At 69.5% G+C, this 20,705-nt stretch carries 19 protein-coding genes; 8 read left to right on the forward strand and 11 right to left on the reverse strand.

Annotation, left to right across the window (positions count from 1 at the left end; all coding sequences use genetic code 11):
* Positions 1-63: 63 nt before the first annotated feature.
* From ACQPXB_RS09515 to ACQPXB_RS09530, 4 genes are all read right to left on the reverse strand, one after another.
* Entirely contained in the window at positions 64-885 is an 822-nt protein-coding gene (locus ACQPXB_RS09515; RefSeq protein WP_366579225.1) for a helix-turn-helix domain-containing protein, read from the reverse strand.
* 208 nt (positions 886-1,093) lie between these two features.
* The gene (locus ACQPXB_RS09520; protein ID WP_366579227.1) at positions 1,094-1,450 is read right to left on the reverse strand and encodes a GatB/YqeY domain-containing protein; all 357 of its coding nucleotides are present in this window, start codon (positions 1,448-1,450) and stop codon (positions 1,094-1,096) included.
* An 84-nt stretch (positions 1,451-1,534) separates the two neighbouring features.
* Positions 1,535-2,437: a carboxymuconolactone decarboxylase family protein gene (locus tag ACQPXB_RS09525; protein ID WP_432850933.1), complete on the reverse strand. Its 903-nt coding sequence runs from the start codon at positions 2,435-2,437 to the stop codon at positions 1,535-1,537.
* Between the two features lie 18 nt (positions 2,438-2,455).
* On the reverse strand, positions 2,456-3,067 hold the full coding sequence (locus ACQPXB_RS09530; protein ID WP_432850935.1) for a TetR/AcrR family transcriptional regulator: 612 nt from the start codon (positions 3,065-3,067) through the stop codon (positions 2,456-2,458).
* A 303-nt stretch (positions 3,068-3,370) separates the two neighbouring features.
* Here ACQPXB_RS09530 and ACQPXB_RS09535 point away from each other — a divergent pair, with 303 nt between their 5' ends.
* Positions 3,371-3,742 (forward strand): hypothetical protein, encoded by a 372-nt coding sequence (locus tag ACQPXB_RS09535; protein WP_432850937.1) that lies wholly within the window; start codon positions 3,371-3,373, stop codon positions 3,740-3,742.
* Positions 3,743-3,789: 47 nt separating this feature from the next.
* Here ACQPXB_RS09535 and ACQPXB_RS09540 read toward each other — a convergent pair whose 3' ends face one another.
* Both ACQPXB_RS09540 and ACQPXB_RS09545 read right to left on the reverse strand, forming a co-directional pair.
* A complete protein-coding gene (locus ACQPXB_RS09540) occupies positions 3,790-4,959 on the reverse strand; it encodes an NlpC/P60 family protein (RefSeq protein WP_432856512.1) in 1,170 nt (389 codons plus the stop codon).
* 854 nt (positions 4,960-5,813) lie between these two features.
* Positions 5,814-6,761 (reverse strand): nucleoside hydrolase, encoded by a 948-nt coding sequence (locus ACQPXB_RS09545; RefSeq protein WP_432850939.1) that lies wholly within the window; start codon positions 6,759-6,761, stop codon positions 5,814-5,816.
* A 53-nt stretch (positions 6,762-6,814) separates the two neighbouring features.
* Between ACQPXB_RS09545 and ACQPXB_RS09550 the strand changes: the two genes are divergently transcribed.
* The gene (locus tag ACQPXB_RS09550; protein WP_366579236.1) at positions 6,815-7,570 is read left to right on the forward strand and encodes an acyltransferase; all 756 of its coding nucleotides are present in this window, start codon (positions 6,815-6,817) and stop codon (positions 7,568-7,570) included.
* A 146-nt stretch (positions 7,571-7,716) separates the two neighbouring features.
* Here the strand turns inward: ACQPXB_RS09550 and ACQPXB_RS09555 are convergent, their stop codons facing one another.
* Both ACQPXB_RS09555 and ACQPXB_RS09560 read right to left on the reverse strand, forming a co-directional pair.
* Positions 7,717-9,051, reverse strand: coding sequence for an APC family permease (locus ACQPXB_RS09555; protein WP_432850941.1), 1,335 nt, complete (start codon positions 9,049-9,051; stop codon positions 7,717-7,719).
* Positions 9,048-9,929: a carbon-nitrogen hydrolase family protein gene (locus ACQPXB_RS09560; RefSeq protein ID WP_432850943.1), complete on the reverse strand. Its 882-nt coding sequence runs from the start codon at positions 9,927-9,929 to the stop codon at positions 9,048-9,050. The genes ACQPXB_RS09555 and ACQPXB_RS09560 overlap by 4 nt, the downstream gene beginning before the upstream one ends.
* Positions 9,930-10,006: 77 nt before the next feature.
* Here ACQPXB_RS09560 and ACQPXB_RS09565 point away from each other — a divergent pair, with 77 nt between their 5' ends.
* The 3 genes from ACQPXB_RS09565 to ACQPXB_RS09575 all read left to right on the forward strand — a co-directional run bounded on the left by ACQPXB_RS09565 (position 10,007) and on the right by ACQPXB_RS09575 (position 12,678).
* A complete protein-coding gene (locus ACQPXB_RS09565) occupies positions 10,007-10,732 on the forward strand; it encodes a FadR/GntR family transcriptional regulator (protein WP_432850945.1) in 726 nt (241 codons plus the stop codon).
* 100 nt (positions 10,733-10,832) lie between these two features.
* Positions 10,833-12,287, forward strand: a complete 1,455-nt coding sequence (locus ACQPXB_RS09570) for an alpha/beta fold hydrolase (RefSeq protein WP_432850947.1) — start codon at positions 10,833-10,835, stop codon at positions 12,285-12,287.
* 46 nt (positions 12,288-12,333) lie between these two features.
* Positions 12,334-12,678, forward strand: coding sequence for a nuclear transport factor 2 family protein (locus tag ACQPXB_RS09575; RefSeq protein WP_386948617.1), 345 nt, complete (start codon positions 12,334-12,336; stop codon positions 12,676-12,678).
* 44 nt (positions 12,679-12,722) lie between these two features.
* On the opposite strand, the gene ilvA is transcribed toward ACQPXB_RS09575, so the two are convergent.
* A complete protein-coding gene (ilvA, locus tag ACQPXB_RS09580) occupies positions 12,723-13,979 on the reverse strand; it encodes a threonine ammonia-lyase IlvA (RefSeq protein ID WP_432850949.1) in 1,257 nt (418 codons plus the stop codon).
* A 201-nt stretch (positions 13,980-14,180) separates the two neighbouring features.
* Positions 14,181-15,608 (reverse strand): short-chain fatty acyl-CoA regulator family protein, encoded by a 1,428-nt coding sequence (locus ACQPXB_RS09585; protein WP_366579249.1) that lies wholly within the window; start codon positions 15,606-15,608, stop codon positions 14,181-14,183.
* A 229-nt stretch (positions 15,609-15,837) separates the two neighbouring features.
* On the opposite strand from ACQPXB_RS09585, the gene aceA reads away from it, so the two are divergent.
* Both aceA and aceB read left to right on the forward strand, forming a co-directional pair.
* Entirely contained in the window at positions 15,838-17,127 is a 1,290-nt protein-coding gene (aceA, locus tag ACQPXB_RS09590; protein ID WP_285969732.1) for an isocitrate lyase, read from the forward strand.
* A gap of 67 nt (positions 17,128-17,194) precedes the next feature.
* Positions 17,195-18,802, forward strand: a complete 1,608-nt coding sequence (gene aceB / locus ACQPXB_RS09595) for a malate synthase A (protein ID WP_432850952.1) — start codon at positions 17,195-17,197, stop codon at positions 18,800-18,802.
* An 815-nt stretch (positions 18,803-19,617) separates the two neighbouring features.
* Here the strand turns inward: aceB and ACQPXB_RS09600 are convergent.
* Positions 19,618-20,151: a TetR/AcrR family transcriptional regulator gene (locus tag ACQPXB_RS09600; protein WP_432850954.1), complete on the reverse strand. Its 534-nt coding sequence runs from the start codon at positions 20,149-20,151 to the stop codon at positions 19,618-19,620.
* A 93-nt stretch (positions 20,152-20,244) separates the two neighbouring features.
* On the opposite strand from ACQPXB_RS09600, the gene ACQPXB_RS09605 reads away from it, so the two are divergent.
* Positions 20,245-20,703, forward strand: coding sequence for a nuclear transport factor 2 family protein (locus tag ACQPXB_RS09605; RefSeq protein ID WP_366579256.1), 459 nt, complete (start codon positions 20,245-20,247; stop codon positions 20,701-20,703).
* Positions 20,704-20,705 lie beyond the last annotated feature (2 nt).

The raw sequence follows: 20,705 nt of genomic DNA on the forward strand, positions 1-20,705 counted from the left end.
TGCCCGCGGCGAAACGCATCCGGAAGGACGCCGTTGCCTAGGAGCGGCACACCCTGGTTCGGCTCACCGGGGCTGGTCGGCCACCGCGCGCAACGACCCCAGCAACGCCAGCGCGTCGGCACTCGCGCTGTTCGGCTCCGCGATTCCCACGAGCAGGTACTGGCCGGACGCGTCGCGCACGTCGAACGTCTGGTAGTCCAGCACGATCCGGCCGACGGCGGGGTGGTGGAACGTCTTGCGCGTCCCCGCGAGCCCCTTCACACCGTGGTTTCGCCACAGAACGGCGAATTCCTCGCTCGTGGCCAGCAGTTCGTCCACGAGCTCGCCGACCTCCTCGCGGTCGTAGCCACTCGCGAGCCGCAACGCATCGACGGCGCTGGCCACGATGTCTTCCCACTCCACGAAAAGCTCGCGCGCCGCCGGTTCGTGGAACAGCGTGCGCACCATGTTCGCCGGCTTGCCGACGGGGGACAGGAGCGCGTCGGCGAGCGCGTTGGTCGCCAGCAGGTCGAGGCGCCGATTGGTGACGTACGCGACCGCGTTGGGGAAGGTGTCCATGAGTCGCAGGAGCTCGGGGGAGACGTCGTCGCGAGCGTGCTCCGGCACCCGCGGCACGAGGCCGGCGAGGCGATAGGTGTGCCAGAGGGCATCGGCGTTCAGCCGCAGCGCCCGCCCGATCGCGTCCAGCACCGGCCCGGACGGGTTGCGCTCGCGCCCCTGCTCTAGGCGCGCGTAGTAGTCCGCGCTGACACCCGCCAGCACCGCGACCTCCTCGCGCCGCAGCCCGCTCACCCGCCTCGGACGGTGACTGGTCACGCCCGCGTCCTCGGGCGCCAGCCGGGCCCGCTGCGCGCGCAGGAACTCTCCCAGCTCGTTGCCGCTCACGTCACCACGCTACCGGGCGTCCCGGCTTCCCGAAGGTTGCTGAGCACGCCGACTCACCGCAGGCAGATCAGGCCTTCGAACCCCGTGGACCACCCCGTGGCGAACGAGAATCCGACGCCACCCGCAAGCAGCCGGCGCCGTTGCCGAAACTCGGCGACACCGAGGGCATTGCCGATTTCCGGCCCGCGATCGGGGCCGGATCCGGACCTCAGGAGGCCGGCTCCAGGTGCTGCCTCAGCACGTCGGCTTCCGCGCGCAGCCGCTCCGCGGCCTCGGTCCGGCCGAGAGTCTCGTACTCGTCCGCGGCAGTCGTGCGCTCCAGAACCTCGTTCTCGACGATCGCGCGCACGTCCGCCTCCGTCAGCTCACGCCGCTGGGCCTCCGAGGCCCCGACGCCCAGCGCCGCGCCCACAACGTGTTCCGTCCCGGTCGCCGTGGACAGCTGATCGACCGGCACGGCCTCGGCGTTGTCGATCGCCGCCAAAGCCGAGCGCAGGGCGGTGGTGGCGACGCGGTCGCGGTTCTTGAGTGCCGTCTTCAGGCCGGCACGAAGGCTGGCGCGCATAGTGCGGATTCCATCCGGGAGTCGGGACGAACGAACCCGACGCTAGCAGCCGATCACCATCTCGAGCGCGCCATTTCCGCGTCTTCACCCCGCGCGGACGCCCGAAAACGGGAACGTCCCGCCTCCCGAAATCGTCACCGATCCGGTGAACACGTCGCCGTCCACCGTGCCCACCACGCCGATGTCGAACCGCGCCGGATCGGTCACCACGGCGGTGAACTCCAGCCGATGACCGTCGACGCTGCCCGACACGAGGGGGACCGTCACGCCCAGCTGAGTGTCCACGATGGACCCGGTCACGCGGTCTTCCCCGGTTTCGAGGTCCAGCACCAGCTCCTTGCTCCCCGCAGGGTGCGTGAAGGTGATGTGCCACGTCCCGTCGACGCCGGTTTCGCCGCTGAACGGCGACGCGCCGGCCACGACCGGTCCCGCGACGACCGCCGCCATCACGCGTTCACCGAGTTTCGGCTGCCCCGGCTTCACCTCGACGCCCGCGGAGTTCAGGAACCCCGCCATCATCCGGTAATAGCCGACGAGGAACAGCAGCTCTAGGACCGTGGCTTCGTCGAGTGTCGACGCGAGAGCCGCCCACGTTTCGTCCGAGACGAACGCGTCGGCACACAGCTCGTCGGCCGCCCGGAGTACCGCGTCGTCTCCGGGCGACCACACCGCGGCCGGATCCGACAGCGCGTTGATCTCCTCCGCCGTCGCGCCGGCGCCGAGCGCGGCGGGCACGTGGTTGGCCCACTCGTACGGCGCCTCACACCGCAGCGCGACCCGCAAGATCGCCAGTTCCCGGACCCGCGGGTGCAGCGTGCCTTGCGACAGCAGGTGTTCGCCGAGTGCCGACGAAGCCATCATCAACGACGGGTTCCGCGCGAGCACCCGGATCACCTCATCAGCACCGAGTTTCGCGAGCTTCTGCTCCTCCGGCGCCATTTCCTCCCACGGAAGCGGCGCGATCCGGGGCTGGGTCGCATGAGGCATGACAGGTTCCTCCCAAAGTCACTGGTGCCGCTCGATCTCGTCGAGCGCTTTCCGCGCATCGTCGGCGCTGAGCATCGGGTGCGAGTAGAGGTCGATCAGGGCGCGCGCGAGCAGCACGTCGCCCTCGGGGCTGAACACGTCCACGCCCATCGCGCGCGACACGTGCCCGTGCAGCACCGTGATCGACAGCGCCATCGCGGTACCTACCGCCGCCCGCACCTCGGGCGCGACGCTCGGCGCATCCGACCGCGTCCGATCGACGTCGGCGAGCCACCGCGCCCCCAGCCGCACCATCTCGTCGAACAACGGCGCGGCGCCACCGTCCACCAACGCCCGCGCGAGGTACGCCTGATACGGCCCGACGGCGATCCGCGCGGCCGCCACGTAGTTGCCGCCCGTGCCCGCGAGCGCCTGGTCGTTGAGGCGGCGGATCAGCTTCACCAGGTGCGCGTCGCACGCCTCGCGCAACGCCTGCTTGGACCCGAAGTGGTGCCGCACCAGACCCGACGAGACGCCCGCAGCCTCCGCGATGCCACGGATCGTCGCGCCCTCGAACCCTTGCTCGCCGAACAGCTGCATCGCGGCGTCCCGAATCCGGGCGCGCGCCGTCAGGTCGTCGGGTTCGGCCACGGCATCCTCCTTGCTACACAAGCGTGCAGCTGACTATACGCTTGTGTAGTCGGAAAGCGAGACCCAAATGCAAGACCGCGCACATGGCTGAGACAACACCAGGCTGGCCGGGCCGTCGCGCGCTGATCGCGTGCCGACATCGCCGAGACGGCCGGCCGACTCGTCACGACCGCGCCGCAGGACACCGTCACCCGTTTCAACGCGGCCGCCCACGCCTCCCGCGACGACGACTTCCACCGCGGCGAATCGGCCTACGAACGCGCCCTCGGCGATGCCACCGCGACCCACCCCAACCTCGGCACGGTGTCCGACGAACCGCCGTTCTTCGCACTCCCGTTGCACGCGAGCGCGAAGGCGCCAAGGGTGGCGCTCGCACCGACCACCGAACCCCGCGTGCTCGACTGGACCGGTCAGCCCATCCCCACGTTGTACGCCGCGAGCAACGCCGCCGCGGCCGTCTTCGGGACGGGCACCACCGCCGGTGGCATCACCGTCACGTCCGCCTCGACCTGGGGTTGGATCGCTGAGACCGACGCGCCGCCACCCCATCGACCTGGGGCCAGGTCGCGTGATCCCGCGCGCCGTGACTCTCCTGACGTGGGGCCGGGTCGCACGGACCGACGCGCCGCCACCTTCTGGACCTCGAGCCGGGTCGCGGTGACCGACGTGCTGTGACCGTCTTGAACCGGGTCCGGGTCGCGAGGTCCGACGCGCCGCAGCCGTCAGGCCGTCGGCCGCCCCGCGCCGGCGTAGTCGTCGCCGGGCTTGCGGTACGGGTGCACCTGCACGGCCTGGCCCGTCTGCGGGGCGTCGATCATCTGCTGGTTGCCGATGTAGAGGCCGACGTGGTGGATCTTTGTGGTGGGTTCACCGTAGAAGATCAGGTCGCCCAGCTGGGGTTCACTCACGTGGGGGACGCTGTGGAACTGCGTGTCCGCCGTGCGCATGAGCTTCACGCCCGCGCTGCCGTACGCGGCGGTCGTGAGGCCGGAGCAGTCGAAGCCCGGGTCGGGGTCGCCGCTGCCGTTGCCGCCCCAGACGTAGGGGAGGCCGATCTGGTCGATCGCGAAGTCGACCGCGCTTAGCACGGCGGGGTTCGGCGCCTGGCTGCTCTGTCCGACGGTGCCGTAGACGTTCACCGTCGCCAGGATCCGGTGCAGCGAAACGGGCGCGCCCTGCAGTGACGAAACGGCGTTCCACCAGTCCGTCGCCAAATCGCGGCCACCCGCGCACAGCGCGCGGCCCGCGGTGAGGGCGGCGTCGTCGATGTTCTGCGGATCGGGCTTGCCACCCGACGCGCTGCGCTGCCACTTCGACCACACCGCCGGCGCCAGCTGCATCGGCCCGGACGCGTTGGCCGTCGACACGACGCGGCCGTAGAAGTCGCGCACCTCGACGGTGCCCAGCGGCTTGGTCATCGCGCCGTCGGTACCGACGTGGTCGCCCTGCGCGCGCCCGTGGTCGCTCGCGACCTTGCCGATCGCCGCGAGCGTCACCCACGACAGGTGGCATGCGGGTTGTTCCTTGGTAAGCGTGACGGTCGCCTGTGCATACCCCGTCATCGCCCGAAGCGGGATGTCCAGCCACTGGCTCGTCTTCGACGCCCACGCGTCGAACTCGCTGGGCTGCGGCACGTTCGGCTGCGTCGTCGGCACCGCCGCACTCGACGCGGCCGCCGACGGCACCGGCGCTTGCACCGACGACGAGGCCCCCGCGGCCGTCGTCGCCGGCTGCCCCGACCCCGGCTCGAACTGCACGGCCACCACCAACGCCGCGACAGCCACGACAACCGCCGCGACCACCACAACCGCCCGCCCCCGCCGCCGCGACTTCCGCTTCCCGACCTGGGCCTTCTCCCCATCGCCACTCAGCGGCGACAGCTGCTCCGTCATCGCCGCGGAGAACGGTGGCAACGGTTCGACCGGCCCCGAAAACCCACGCCCGACCTGGCCGTCGCCACTGATCGGCGACGCTCCCGAGACCGCCCTTTCGCCTTCGAACGGCGACCCGCCAGCACTCCCGTCGCCATCCATCGGCGACGGCTCATCGGCCTCTCCGCTCTCGCCGTCCAGCGACGACGCCGCGGTCGTCTCGTCGCCATCCAACGGCGAAGCCTCACCGTCTTCCTGCGCTTCGCCATCGAGGGGCGAAACGTCGGCGGCCTGGTTGTCGCCATCCATCGGCGACGCTTGAGCGCTCGCCGGGCCCCCGCCGCTAATCGGCGACAGCTCCCCGGCGGCTGAGCCCTCGCCTCTGGCCGGCGACGGTTCACTAGCGGCCGAGCCGTCGCCTGTGGCCGGCGACGGCTCGACGGCAGCTGAGCCCTCGCCGTCGATCGGCGACGGTTCTTTGGACGCTGATCCATACCCTCCGTCCGCCGACGGCTCGCCGGCCGCTGAACCAATGTGTCTGATCGGCGACGGTCCGCTGGCGACTGAGCCCTCGCCGCTGACCGGCGACAGTTCTCTGGCGGCTGAGCTCCCGCCGTCGATCGGCGACGGCTCGCCGGCCGCTGAACCAATGTCTCTGGCCGGCGACAATTCGCCAGCAGGTGGACCGTCGCCGCTGACCGGCGGCGGCTCGGTCGCGTGGTCGTCGCCCCTGGCTGGCAACTCGGCGCCGCCCGGGTTGTCGCCGCCGACCGGCGAAGGCCCGCTGACCTGGCCCTCGCCACTGATCGGCGACACCGCCTTCTCGTCGTCGCCACCCAGCGGCGACGGCCGCGAACCCTCCGGCGGCCGCGCCATCACCGGCCCCCGGCGAGTCTCGAAATCACGAACTCCCGCAGCCCGTCGAGGTCGGTGTCGACCGCGACCTCGATCGGCCGGCCCGTCGGGTTGACCGGCACCGCGCGGCGGTCGACGAGCGTCATGCCGCGCGCGGGTCCCGCGGTCACGTCGATGTCCACCGGGTAGGTCTCCGTCTGCAGAATCCCGGGGCTGATCGCCTCCGCGACGGCCACCGCATCGTGCATCACGATGCCGTCGAAGCCCAGGACCTGCCGGTAGTGGGCGAGGTAGTCGGGCGTCAGCCCTTCCAACGTCCGGCCCAGCGGCCCCGACGCGGCGAGCTTCGCCAGCCACGCGCTGTCCACGGCGCAGCGGTGCGTGAGGTCGAGCGGGACCATCACACACGGCACGTCGTCCTCGGCGATCACGCGGCGCGCGGCCTCCGGGTCGGCCCAGATGTTGAACTCGGCGACGGCCGTGCTGTTGCCACGCGCGATGCCGCCGCCCATCAGCACGATGCGCGCGATCTTCGACTTCACGCCGGGGTGTGCGGCGAGCAGCGCGGCGATGTTGGTGAGCGGTCCGATCGGCGCGATCGTCACCGGTTCGTCGGACGCTTCCAGCAGCGAGACCATCAGCCCCACGGCGTCCAGCGACTCCAACGGTCGCGTCGCCTCGGGCAGCGAGCCGGCGTGACCGGAGAGCCCGTCGTTGCCGTGGACGTGGCTCGAACCGCGTTTGTTCTGGCGCACCAACGGCCGCGAAGCCCCGGCGGCGACCGGCACGTCGGGGCGGTCGCAGAGCTGGAGCAGGCGCCGGGCGTTGGCGGTGGTGCTGGTCAGCGGCACGTTGCCGAAGACCGTGGTCACCCCCAGCAGTTCGACGTCGGCGGAAACCGCCGCCAGCGCGATCGCGAAAGCGTCGTCGACACCGGGGTCGGTGTCGATGATCAGCTTGCTCCCCATTCGTGCTCCCCTTGCCTGTGGCGGGCGTCCCCACACAGGTTACGGTCAACGGCATGACGTCGATGTGGGGTGCGCCCGCGTTGTCCCGCGTGCGTGCCTGGCGGCGGGCCCGGCGCGACCCGCACCAGGCGAAATTCCTGACCCGCGACTCGTTGCGTTGGGTTTTGCGCAATCGGGCGTACACGCCGTGGTACCTCGTGCGGTACTTCCGCCTGCTCAAGTTCCGGCTCGCCAACCCGCACATCATCCTGCGCGGCATGGTGTTCCTCGGCAAGGACGTGGAGATCCACTGCCGCCCCGGCTACGGCCGGCTCGAGATCGGCCGCTGGGTCCACATCGGTGACGGAAACGCGATCCGCTGCCACGAGGGGTCCCTTCGCATCGGCGACAAGTCCGTGTTCGGGCGGCAGAACGTGATCAACTGCTACCTCGACATCGAGCTCGGCGCCGCCACCCTCGTCGCCGACTGGGTCTACATCTGCGACTTCGACCACGTGACGGCCGACATCCACGTGCCCATCAAGGACCAGGGCATCGTGAAGTCGCCGGTGCGCATCGGTCCGGACACGTGGCTCGGCACGAAGGTCAGTGTCCTCAAGGGAACGCGCGTCGGCCGCGGTTGCGTGCTCGGCGCGCACGCGGTGGTCCGTGGCGACATTCCGGAGTACTCCATCGCGGTGGGCTCGCCCGCGCGCGTGGTGCGCAACCGCAAGGACGACTACGCCGCCGACGCCGCCCGCCGTGAAGCCGTCGCCGACATGGCGCGCAAGGCGAACAAGGCCCTCCAGAAGACGCTCGGCGAGGGCTGAAAGTTTCGCCGTTCAGCGGCGACGAACCGGTTGTCGCCGCTGAACGGCGACGGTTCGATTGTCGCCGCTGAGTGGCAGCGACCCAGCCTCTGCCGCAGCTTTCGCCGCTGAACGGCAACACGTAGCCATCCAGCGGCGAAAACCCGTCACTCCTCGAACGACATCTCCGGCGGCGGCCGACGGAACCCGCGGGTCAGCACGACCAGGTAGACGATCCCGATCCCCAGCCACACCAGGCCGAAGGTCAGGGCGAGCCCGTCGAGGTGCACCAGCAGCCAAAGATCGACCAGGGCACCGATCAGCGGAGCGACCAGCCACGTCAGCACGTTGCGCGAAGTCGAGTGCCGCGTGCGGATCCAGGTCGCGATCACGCTCACGTTGACCATCGTGAAGGCCGTGAACGCGCCGAAGTTGATGAACGACGTCGACGTGGTCACGTCCAGCGCCAGCGCGATCAGTCCGACCAAGCCGGTCAGCACAATCGCGAACGCCGGCGTGTTCAGCTTCGGCTGCAACCGGCCGAAGATCCGCGGCAGCACCCCGTCACGGCCCATCGCGAACATCAGCCGCGACGCGCTGGCCTGCGCGGCGATACCCGACGCGAACTGCGCCACCACCAGCCCCGCCAGGAAGAACGCCCCGAACAGCGACCCACCGATGTGCCGCGCGATCTCGAACGCCGCCGACGACTCGTCGTCGAACGTGGAGCCCGGGTGCACCAGCTGAGTCACGTACGAGAGCACGATGAACACGCCGCCGCCGATGAGCGCGGTCAGCAGGATCGCGCGCGGAATCGTCCGCTTCGGCTCGACGGCTTCCTCGGTCAGGGTCGTCACGGCGTCGAAGCCCAGGAACGAGTACGCGGCCACCGCGGCGCCGCCCGAGATCGCGCCGAACGTGGTGCCCGAGTGGAAAAACGGGTCGCCGCTCGCCACTGAGTGGCCATCGGCGAGCACCTGCTTGAGCGAAAGGACGATGAAAAACGCGATCACCAGCACCTGAAAGGCCATGAGGACGAAGTTGGCCTTCTCGGCGATCTTGATGCCGAGCACGTTGAGCAGCGACGTCAGCACGATGAACGCGATCAGCCACAGCCAGCTCGGCACGTCCGGGAACTGCGCCGACAGGTACGCGCCGCCGATCAGCCAGATCACCATCGGCAGGAAGAAGTAGTCGAGCAGCACCGCCCAGCCGACGAGGAAGCCGAGCCGGGAGTCGATGGCCTTGCGCACGTACGTGTACGCAGAGCCGGCGACGGGGTGCGTCGCGGCCATCTTGCCGTAGCTCGCGGCGGTGAAGAGCATCGCGACCAGCGCCACGACGTACGCCGACGGCACCGTGCCCTGGGTCGTCGTCGCCACGACGCCGAACGTGCCCAGCACGATCAGCGGCGCCATGTACGCGAGTCCGAAAAGGACGACGCCGGGCAGCCCGAGCCGTCGTTCGAGCTTGTCTCCGGGGGTCACCTTCGTGGTGCTCATCGGGCTCCTTCTCCTCGCGGACGCCACCGGTCCGGCTCGATGCGGCCCCCGTACAGGGGGAGTTCCAGCGGTTGGTCACCCGGCGTGAACTGATCCCACATCCGGTTGACGCCGGCGGTCCCTTCGCGACGGACGCGGGCGACCTCGTCCAGGTCGACCGTGCTCGCGAGCACGCCGGACGCGTCGCCCGGCAGCTCGCCGAGCACGGTGCCCTCGGGGTCGACCAGGATGCTGTCTCCTACCCCGACGGGCCCGGCCGTATTCACACTCGCCACGAAAACCTGGTTGGTGATCGCGTTGGCGCGCGCGAGCACGAGCTCCTGCGCGCGGTCGGGCGTGGTGGTCTGCACCGGGTTGAGCACGAGCTCCGCGCCCAGCCACGCAAGGTGGCGGGTGACCTCGGGAAACCAGGCGTCGTAGCAGATCGAGAAGCCGATTCGCCCCTCATCGGCGAGATCGGCGACCACGAAACGGTCACCCGGGTCATAAGGCTCATACGGCCGCCACGGGAACACCTTGCGGTAGCTGCCGGCCAGCTCGCCTTCGGGCGAGAAGACCAGGGCGGTGTTGAACAGCTCGCCGTGCTCCCCGCGTTCGCAGACGCTGCCTGGCGAAAGCCAGACGCCGAGGTCGCCGGCCAGCTGCGCCAGTTCACGAGTTCGCGGGCCGTCGAGGGGCTGCGCGGCGGCGTTGAGCTGCTCGGTGCGTTCGTCAGCGGTCCCTTCGACCCCGCAGAGATGCAGCTCGGAAAAGGCGACGAGGCGGGTTCCGGGGTGCTCGGCCAGCACGGTCCTGACCTGGTCCGCGAACGCCGCGACGGAGTCGGTGTACGGCCGCGGTGGCAACTGCGCCAGCGCGATCGGCAGGGGGCGGGGCATGCGCCGAAAAATAGTCCATCTTGCTCACTTAAACAATAGTGTTCACTTTGAGATGTTTTATTGGGTAAGGTCTCCGCATGGCTGCCGACCTGGGTTCGCCGGCGCTGACGGGCATCCGGCGCCTGTCCGCGCTCGACACCGTGCGGGCCCGCATCGCCCTCGCGATCGAGCTGGGCCTGCTGGGCCCGGGGGAGCGGTTGCCGCCCAACGGCGAGATCGCACGTGCGTTGGGCGTCGGCGACATCACCGTGCGCCGGGCGCTCGTGTCGCTGTGCGAAGACGGCGTGCTGGTGCGCCGGCGCGGCCGCAACGGTGGCACGCACGTCGCCCCCGACGCGCCGGCGGGCCGGGTCGGCGCGGTGAACGCCTACCGCGAGTCGTCGGACGAGGTCCACGACCTGATCGACCACCGGCTGGTGATCGAGTCGGGGCTGGTCCAGCTCGTCGCCACGCGGCGAACCGACGAGGACGTCGAACGGCTGCGCGACCTCGTCCGCCGCATGGACGACGCGGCCGGGTGGGCCGAGTTCCACGAGCTCGACGCCGAGTTCCACCTCGCCGTGGCCGCCTCGGGCGCGCCGGCGGCGGCGGTGAAGCAGTACGAGCTCGTGCTGCGCGAGCTGTACCGCTTCTACCTGCCGTACCGGATGTCGGCGCTGCGGGCGTCCAACCGGGAGCACGAGGTGATCGTCCGCGCCATCGCCACGCGCAACCCCGACGAGGCGGCGATCATGACCCGCGCCCACGTCGGCGATCTGCACCGGACGATGTTCGTCGGACTGTCGGACGTGTCGGGTTCCTGACCCGCGACAGTCCACTACGGACTGATCTCGGCTCATCGGTGACGCACATCAGCCGATCGGCTGATCCGGATCATCACGCGCGGGCCCGATGATCATCAGCATGCCGAAGTTCCGTTTACTCGTCCCGGTTGTCGCGGCCGTCGCGATGGTCCCCCTCGTGCCGGCGCTCGCGTCCGAGCAAGGGCTGGACTGGAAACCCTGCGTGTCCATCGCGAAGGGCTGGGACGCCGACGACCAGCGCACCGAGTGCGCGATGGTCACCGTGCCGCTCGACTACGCCGACCCCGCCGGCCGCACGATCGACATCGCCGTCAGCCGAATCCGCGCGACGGGCACGCGCACGGGCGCGATCGTGTTCAACCCCGGCGGCCCCGGCCAGTCCGGGATGAAGATGCCGCTCACCATGGCGGAAAGCAAGGCGTCCGGCCTGCTGGAGCACCACGACCTCATCGGCTTCGACCCGCGCGGCGTCGACTACAGCGCGAGCCTCCAGTGCGACGAGGACGACGCCCAGCCCGACCCGGCGTTGTCCGAAAAGGACCAGGCGCGCTTCCTCGCCGACCACAAGGCCGCGGCCAACGCGGCGTGTTTCGCCAAGGACCCCGCCCTCGTGAAGTCGTTCACCACGCCCAATATCGCCCGCGACGTCGACCGCATCCGCGAAGCGCTGGGCGAGCAGAAGATCGGCTACTACGGCGTCTCCTGGGGCACGGCCCTCGGCGCCGAGTACCGCACGCTCTTCGACAGCCACGTCGACAAGATGCTGCTCGACTCCGTCATGCCGCCGCAGCTGAGCGTCACGACGATGGACGACGACCAGGCCGCCGCGGGCGAGAACACGTTCCGCGAGTTCGCCGCGTGGGTTGCGCGCTACGACTCCGTCTACCACTTCGGCGGCATCGAACCCCAGGTCGAGAAGGCTTTGCTCGACCTACGTGCCGAGCTCGCCGCCCACCCGCGCACCGGCCCCGACGGTTCGCCGCTCAACGGCGAAATTGTCAACCAGTTCTTCGCCTACCCGCGCCGCCAGTGGGTCGAGGCCGCCGGCCAGCTCGCCGCCATCCGTGACGGCGGCGCTCCGGCGGGGCAGCCCACTACCACGCCGGAAACCGGCTTCGGCTGGGACACCGAACGGACCGGTGGCAACTTCTTCCAGCAGAACGCCCTGCTCTGCAACGAATCACCCAGCCCACGAGACTTCGACACGGTCTGGCAGCACCGCGTCGACCGCATCAAGGCCAACCCGGTCGCGGGCTCGTTCGGCATCTACGAGCAGATGTGCGTCGGCTGGCCCGTGCCCGCGACGCAGTGGCAGTTCAGCGCCGGCAAGAGCCCGCTGCAACTCGTCGGCCACGCTTTCGAGCCGGTCACGCCGATCGGCTGGGCTCTCGCCATGCAGCGGCAAATCGGCGGCTCCCTCATGACCGTCGAGGACGACGGCCACGGTTCGCTCTCGAGCCTGCCGTGCGCCGCCGCGGCCGTGACGTTCTTCGACACCGGCCAGACGACGACGCAGTCCTGCCCGGGCGAGCCGATCCCGGCACCCAAGGCGTAGCCGCCGAACGGCGAAACCCACGTGACGCCGCGGATACCCTCACCTCGTGAGCGAGATCCTGCGGCGTCACGTGGCCGCGTTCAACAACCGCGACCTCAGCGCCCTGCTCGCGGGTTTCACCGACGACGCCGTCTGGATCACGGGCACGACCGTCGCCCGTGGCCGCGCCGAGCTGGCCGACCTCTTCGAGAGCGCCATGACCCGGCTCCTGCCGACGCTGACTGTCGACGAGATCCTGATCGACGGCGACCGCGTGGCCGCCCAGCTGACGGAGCGGCTCACCCACGCCGGCGACGAGCACACGTTCCCGATCGCCGGCTTCTACCACCTTCGCAACGGCCGCATCGCCTCCGCCAAGATCTATCGCGAAGGCAGCGCGGAACTGGCCTGAACCCGTTGCCGTTCAGCGGCGAATGCTGCTGACCAGCGGAAACGTCAGAGCAAGAAGTGGAACAGCGGGCTCCCAGGCTCCACCTGCTCGACCTGCAGCGGACTCGCCTCCAGCCGCTTGAGCAGGCCGGGCAGCTCGGCCGGCCGCGGGATCTCGATGCCGATCAGCGCCGGCCCGAGCTCGCGGTTGTTGCGCTTCACGTACTCGAAGCGCGTGACGTCATCCTCCGGTCCGAGGATCTCGTCGAGGAACCGCCGCAGCGCGCCCGGTTCCTGGGGGAAGCTGACGAGGAAGTAGTGCTTCAGCCCTTCGTGCATCAGCGAGCGTTCGAGGATTTCGCTGTAGCGGCTGACGTCGTTGTTGCCGCCCGAGACGATGCAGACCACCGTCTGCTCGGGTTCGACCAGCACCGTCGTCCCGAGCGCGGCCGAGGCCAGGGCGCCCGCGGGCTCGGCGATCACGCCGTCGGCCTGGTACATCGCCAGCATCTCCGTGCACACGGCGCCCTCGGGCACGGACGTGAGCGCGGCGCCGCTGTCGCGCACGAGCGGGTAGGTCACGCCGCCGGCCTCACGGACCGCGGCGCCGTCCACGAACGAGTCCACCGCGTCGATCCGCACCGGCTCGCCGGCCTCCAGGGCCGCGGCCATGCACATCGCGCCGGCCGGCTCGACACCCACGACGCGGATCTCCGGGTGCCGCTCGCGCACCCACGTCGCGATGCCGGCCAGCAGGCCACCGCCGCCGACGGGCACCACGAGCACGTCCGGGACAAAACCGAGCTGATCCACGACCTCCAGCGCCACGGTGCCCTGGCCGGCGACGGTGCGCGGGTCGTCGAACGCGGGCACGAGCGTCGCGCCCGTGCGCTGGGCGTCGTCGTTGGCGGCGGCGAACGCGTCCTCGTACGTCTCGCCGACGACGATCACCTCGATGTGCGCGCCGCCCAGCGTCGCGATGCGCTCGCGCTTCTGCCGAGGCGTGGTGCCCGGCACGTACACGCGGCCATTCGCCCCCAACCGGCGACACGCGTACGCCACGCCCTGCGCGTGGTTGCCGGCGCTCGCGCACACGACGCCGCGCGAGCGGGTGGCTTCGTCGAGCTGCACGATGAAGTTGTAGGCGCCGCGGATCTTGTACGAGCGGACCGTCTGCTGGTCCTCCCGCTTGAGCCACACCCGCGCGTCCACGCGGGACGACAGCCGGGCGTTCGGCTCGAGCGGCGTCCGGGTGACCACACCCGTGAGCCGCTCGGCGGCCTGTTCCACCATCTGGGCACTGACGGTATCGATCCGTTGCACGATCGTTGAATCTACTTCCCGCTCATCGCGACGCCCGAGGCGGTGCGGGCGGCAGCTTGCGGTCAGCCATCACCGAGTGTCGGGGGTACGGCCTGATTTGCGCAGTCGTGAACGTTTCGGACGAGCCCGGCCGCGGCCTTTCATCGGCCACATCGCGGCGTGCCGATGCCCGCTTCCGACGCCTACCTCCGCCTCCGCAGCTCAAGAACTCTTCGGGACCGCCGGGTACGGGACGAACGTGCTCGTGTTCTCGTCGACGGTCAGCGGCTTGCCGATCGCGGGGAACGCGCGCTGCGAGCACGCCGGGCGTTCACAGACTTTGCACCCCATCCCGATCGGCGTCGCCGCGGCGGGCTCGTCCAGGTCGAGGCCGGTGGAGTACACGAGCCGGCCCGCGTGGCGCAGTTCGCAGCCGAGGCCGACGGTGAACGTCTTGCCCGGGCTGCCGAAGCCGCCGATGTTGCGCGAGACCGTGCGCGCGACCCAGAAGTAGCGTTTGCCGTCGGGCAGGGCCGCGATCTGTGTCAGGATCTTGCCAGGCGAAGCGAACGCCTCGTAGATGTTCCACAACGGACACGCGCCACCGACGCGCGAGAAGTGGAACCCCGCGGCCGACTGGCGTTTCGACATGTTCCCCGCCCGGTCCACGCGCACGAACGAGAACGGGATGCCCCGCTGCTTCGGCCGCTGAAGCGTCGACAGCCGGTGGCACACCGTCTCGAAGCCGACGCCGAAGTGGTCGCACAGCCGCTCGATGTCGTAGCGGAACTTCTCCGCCGTGGCCAGAAACGGGCCATACGGCAGGATCAGCGCGCCGGCGAAGTAGTTCGCCAGGCCCACGCGTGCCAACGTCCGCGCGGCCGGCCCCGAAAACGCCCACGAGTCGGCCAGCTCGGTGATCAGGTCGTCGTACTCCAGCAACGCGATCTGCGAAGCCATCCGGAACGCCTGTTGCCCCACGCGCAAGCTCGGCGCGAGCCGCAACACGCGCGTCGCCGGCTCGTAGCGGTGCTGCTGACCTGCGGCTTCGTTGAGCCCTTCGCTCGTCACCTCCACTCCGTAGCGCTGCCAGAGGCGATCCTTCAGCGACGTCAGCGCCGAGCCTCGGCGCAACGGGATCTCCGCGGCCATGCGTTCGGCGCGCTCGTCGAGCTCAGCGACGTAGTTCTCCCGCTCGTAGAAGAAGTCGCGCACCTCTTCGTGCGGCAACGGCGCGGCGGCGCTGCCGTGCAGGCCGAGGCCGTTTTCCGTGGTCAACGCGACCGTGCTCTCCACTGCGTTGCGGTAACTGCGATGCAGCTTCACCAGCGCCTGGGCGATCGAGGGCAGGTTGGACGCCAGCTCGTTGAGCTCGCTACTGGTCACCTCGACGCCGACGACCTCGTCGAGCAGCGCCTCCTTCACGTCTGCGACCAGGCGAGACGTGTCGTTGTTGGCGAAGAACTCCGTGTCGACGCCGAACGCCTGCGTGATCCGCAGCAGCACCGGCACCGTCAACGGCCGTGAGTTGTGCTCGATCTGATTCAGGTAGCTGGGTGAGATCTCGAGCACACGAGCGAGGTCGGCCTGGCTCATCGAACGGCTCTCACGGAGATGCCGTAGCCGCGCCCCGGCGAAAGTTTTGTCCATCGCTCCTCCGATCGGCCGGAAGGTTTCCGGCCCTGAACGATTACGTGAACGATCAAGGCCGTGGATTTTCACCCAGCTTGCCAACTGATGATTCGCAAGCTTTGCAAGATGCTACGCATCCTTCACACAAATTGGCAAATTGGAGCTATAGACCGCCTTTTCGTGCTCGTGTCAGGGTCGTAACCAGGCAAGGCGAGCAATCGCAAACTTCGCAACACGGGAGAGTCCGATGACCGAGCAGGCCAAGCAGCTCGACCAGGCGGCGGCCGAGCTGGCCGAGCAGTGGAAGACCGACCCCCGCTGGGCGGGCGTCCAGCGGACCTATTCCGCCGCCGACGTGGTGAAGCTTCGCGGTTCGGTCGTCGAGGAGCACACGCTTGCCCGTCGTGGCGCGGAGCGGCTGTGGGAGCTCCTGCACACCGAGGACTACGTCCACTCGCTGGGCGCGCTGACCGGTAACCAGGCCGTGCAGCAGGTCCGCGCGGGTCTCAAGGCGATCTACCTGTCCGGCTGGCAGGTCGCGGCCGACGCCAACCTGGCCGGCCAGACCTACCCGGACCAGAGCCTCTACCCGGCCAACTCGGTCCCGGCCGTCGTCCGCCGCATCAACAACGCGCTGGGCCGCGCCGACCAGATCAACTGGGCCGAAGGCAACACCGACATCGACTGGTTCGCGCCGATCGTCGCCGACGCCGAGGCCGGCTTCGGCGGCCCGCTGAACGCGTTCGAGCTGATGAAGGGCATGATCGCCGCCGGCGCCGCGGGCGTGCACTGGGAGGACCAGCTCGCGTCCGAGAAGAAGTGCGGCCACCTCGGCGGCAAGGTGCTGATCCCGACCAAGCAGCACGAGCGCACGCTCAACGCCGCCCGCCTCGCCGCGGACGTGCTGAACGTGCCGACCCTCGTCGTCGCCCGCACCGACGCGCAGGCCGCGACGCTGCTGACCAGCGACGTCGACGAGCGTGACCAGAAGTACCTGACCGGCGGTCGCACGGCCGAGGGTTTCTACGAGGTCAACAACGGCATCGAGCCCTGCATCGACCGCGGCCTGGCTTACGCGCAGTACGCCGACCTGCTGTGGATGGAAACGTCCACTCCGGACCTCGAGATCGCCCGCAAGTACGCCGAGGCGATCAAGGCCGAGTACCCGGACCAGATGCTGGCCTACAACTGCTCGCCGTCGTTCAACTGGAAGAAGCACCTCGACGACGACACCATCGCGCGGTTCCAGCGCGAGCTCGGCGCCATGGGCTACAAGTTCCAGTTCATCACCCTCGCCGGCTTCCACGCGCTGAACTACTCGATGTTCGACCTGGCCCACGGCTACGCCCGTGAGGGCATGACCGCCTACGTCGGCCTGCAGGAGCGCGAGTTCGCCTCCGAGGAGCGCGGCTACACCGCGACCAAGCACCAGCGCGAGGTCGGCACCGGGTTCTTCGACCTGGTGTCCACGGCCCTGAACCCGGAGAGCTCGACCACCGCGCTCAAGGGTTCGACCGAAGAAGACCAGTTCCACTGACGTTCTCCGCGGGCCGGCGACTCGGTCGCCGGCCCGCACCCCCTTCTTTCCCTCGCGGAGGTACGAGATGGCCGACAAGCTGAACTACCGCATCGAAATCACCGGTCCTGCCGGTGACCGGTTCGCCGAGATCCTCACCCCGGCCGCGCTGGAGTTCGTGGCCAAGCTCGACAACGCCTTCGCCGGACGCCGCCGCGAGCTGCTCGACGAGCGCCGCCGTCGTCGCGAGCGCGTGCAGTCGGGGGAGGAGCAGCTGGACTTCCTGCCGGAGACGCGGCGCATCCGTGCCGACGACAGCTGGCACATCGCGCCGCCGGCGCCCGGTCTCGAGGACCGCCGCGTGGAGATCACCAGCCCGACCGACCGCAAGATGACCGTCAACGCTCTGAACTCCGGCGCGAAGGTCTGGCTCGCGGACTTCGAGGACGCGACTTCGCCGACGTGGCACAACATCGTCGACGGCCAGCTGAACCTGTTCGACGCCATCCGCCGCAACATCGACTTCACCACCGAGTCGGGCAAGCGCTACACGATCGGCGAGGACCCGGCGACGATCGTCGCCCGCCCGCGCGGCTGGCACCTGGTGGAGAAGCACATCCGCATCGACGGTCGCCCCCTGTCGGCGAGCCTGGTCGACTTCGGGCTGTACTTCTTCCACAACGCGCGCCAGCTGATCGCCCGCGGCAGCGGCCCGTACTTCTACCTGCCGAAGCTCGAGAACCACCTCGAGGCGCGCCTGTGGAACGACGTTTTCCTGTTCGCGCAGAACGAACTCGGCATCCCGCGCGGCACGGTCCGGGCGACGGTGCTGATCGAGACGATCACCGCGGCGTTCGAAATGGACGAGATCCTCTTCGAGCTGCGTGAGCACGCCGCCGGCCTCAACGCGGGACGCTGGGACTACATCTTCAGCGTCATCAAGAACTTCTCCGAGCACGGCGCCGACTTCGTGCTGCCGGACCGCGCGCAGGTCACGATGACGGTCCCCTTCATGCGCGCCTACACCGAACTCCTGGTCCGCACGTGCCACCGCCGCGGCGCGCACGCGATCGGCGGGATGGCGGCGTTCATCCCGAGCAAGGATCCTGACGCCAACGCGACGGCGTTCGAGAAGGTCCGCCAGGACAAGGAACGCGAGGCGGGCGACGGGTTCGACGGCTCGTGGGTCGCGCACCCCGGCCTGGTTCCCGTCTGCCGCGAAGTCTTCGACAGCGTGCTGGGTGGCTGGCCCAACCAGCTGGGCCGGCTGCGTGAAGACGTCGACGTCACCGCCGCAGACCTGCTCGACGTCGCTTCCGCCGGTGGCGAAGTGACGGAGGCCGGCGTTCGCGCCAACATCAACGTCGCCCTGCGCTACATCGACTCCTGGCTGCGCGGCACGGGCGCCGCCGCGATCCACAACCTCATGGAAGACGCCGCGACGGCCGAGATCGCCCGGTGCCAGGTGTGGCAGTGGATCCGCAACGGCACGAAGTTCGCGGACGGCACCGCGCTTACTCGCGAGCTGGCTGTCGAGTTCCTGGACGACGAGTTCGAGTCGGTCCGCGCCGACCTGCCCGCCGGCCACCGCCTCGACGACGCCCGCGCCATCTTCACCGAGACCGCCCTCGGCGAAAAGCTCCCCAGCTTCCTCACGACGAGCGCCTACGCCCGCCACCTGTGCGGCGCGCGGTGACCACGCTCCGGCCGCCCCTGACCTGACCGGGGGCGGCCGGTTTCCCCGCACTGCTTTTGGGACGGTGCGGCGAGACGGGTCCGGTGGCGGAGGCTCCCCGCCACCGGACCCGGGTTTTCGTCTGTTGCCATCCAGTGGCTATGTGCTGGTGGGCGGCGCTTTTTGGCCTTTCGCCCGTGGGCGGCTATGGCTCTGTCGCCGTTATTCGGCGACACGCTCTTGGGTCGCTGTTTCGCCGCGCCGGACGATCGCCGCGCGTACCCTTCCGACCGCGTCGGGGCAGGTACGGCTCGCCGTTGGGTGGCGATTTGTCGACGACGGCGCCGGTTGCCATTTAGTGGCGACGGCCCGGCCGGCCGTTCAGCGGCGAATTCGCGACGCCCGCATCGCCGCCCAACGGCGAATCCCCGACGCCCTGCTGCTCAGCGACGTCATGACGGCGCGATTGGCCGTTCAGTGGCGACATGACGACGCCCGATTGGTCTCTCAGTGGCGAAGTCCCGATGGCGCGATTGGCCGTTCAGTGGTGAAGTCCCGATGGCGCGATTGGCCGTTCAGTGGTGAAGTCCCGATGGCGCGATTGGCCGTTCAGTGGTGAAGTCCCGACGGTGCGATTGGCCGTTCAGTGGTGAAGTCCCGACGGTGCGATTGGCCGTTCAACGGCGAAGTCGCGGCGGCGCGGCTGGCCGCTTGAGGTGACGTCAAGATGGCGCAGCCGGCCGTTCAACAGCCAAATCACGACGCCCGACTGACTGTGCGGCGACGAATCCCCGACAGTCTGATTGGTCGTTCATCGGCGAATTCAGGGCCGCGGGTTATCGCCGCGCGGCCAACAGCGTCGCCGCCGCCGCGCGGGCCGTGCCGGCCTCGCCGGGGTCACCCTTGATCGCGGCGAGCACCGTGGCCCCCTCCATGAGGGAGAAAAGCTGGTCGGCGAGGTCGTCGTCGGCGACCAGCCGGCGCAGGTACACGCGCACTTCGTCCTTGTGGTGGTGGATGGCCGCGGCGACGCCGGGTGCGAGCGTCCCGAACTCGCCGAAGGAGTTCACGAACGCGCAGCCCCGGAAGTCGGGCTCGCTGAACCACTCGTGCAGCCAGTCGAAAACGGCCAGCGGGTCGTCGCCCCGGGCGGCCACGAAGTCGCGCAGCGACCGGCGCCAGCGTTCGTCGCGCGTGTTCAGGTAGGCGGCCACGAGGTCGTCCTTGGACGGGAACACCTGATAGAGCCGCTTGAGCGAGACGCCGGAGCGGCTGCGCACGGCGTCCATGCCCACGGACTGCACGCCCTGGGCATAAAACAGGTCTTCGGCGGCCTCGAGTAGCCGTTCGGTCGCTTCCGCGGTGTTCACGTCGTGTCCCTCTGGTGTGGAGAATCAACGTTCTCTATGCTAGCCGAACCAGGGAGAACGCACGTTCTCCCGTGATCCGCGCAGGAGCCCGCCATGACACCGCGTCCGCCGTTCCCGCCGTTCGACGAGAACACCGCCCGCCAGAAAGTCCAGGCCGCCGAGGACGCCTGGAACACGCGCGACCCTGAGAAGGTCTCCCTCGCCTACACCGAGGACTCCGTGTGGCGAAACCGCGACCAGTATGTCGTCGGCCGCGCGGAGATCGTCAAGTTCCTGACCCAGAAGTGGGAGCGCGAGCTCGACTACGCGCTGCGCAAGGAACTGTGGGGCTTCCGCGGCAACCGCATCGGCGTGCGGTTCCAGTACGAGTCGCACAACGCCGAGGGCCAGTGGTTCCGCAGCTACGGCAACGAGCTGTGGGAGTTCAGCGACGAAGGCCTCATGCGCCGCCGCGAGGCGAGCATCAACGACCGCCCGATCGCGGAAAGCGAACGCTGGATCTTCGGCAAGCGCCCGGAATCCGAATACGGCAAGGAGTTCCCGATCTTCTGATC

The sequence above is a fragment of the Amycolatopsis sp. CA-161197 genome (assembly GCF_050942255.1).
Taxonomy (GTDB): Bacteria; Actinomycetota; Actinomycetes; order Mycobacteriales; family Pseudonocardiaceae; genus Amycolatopsis.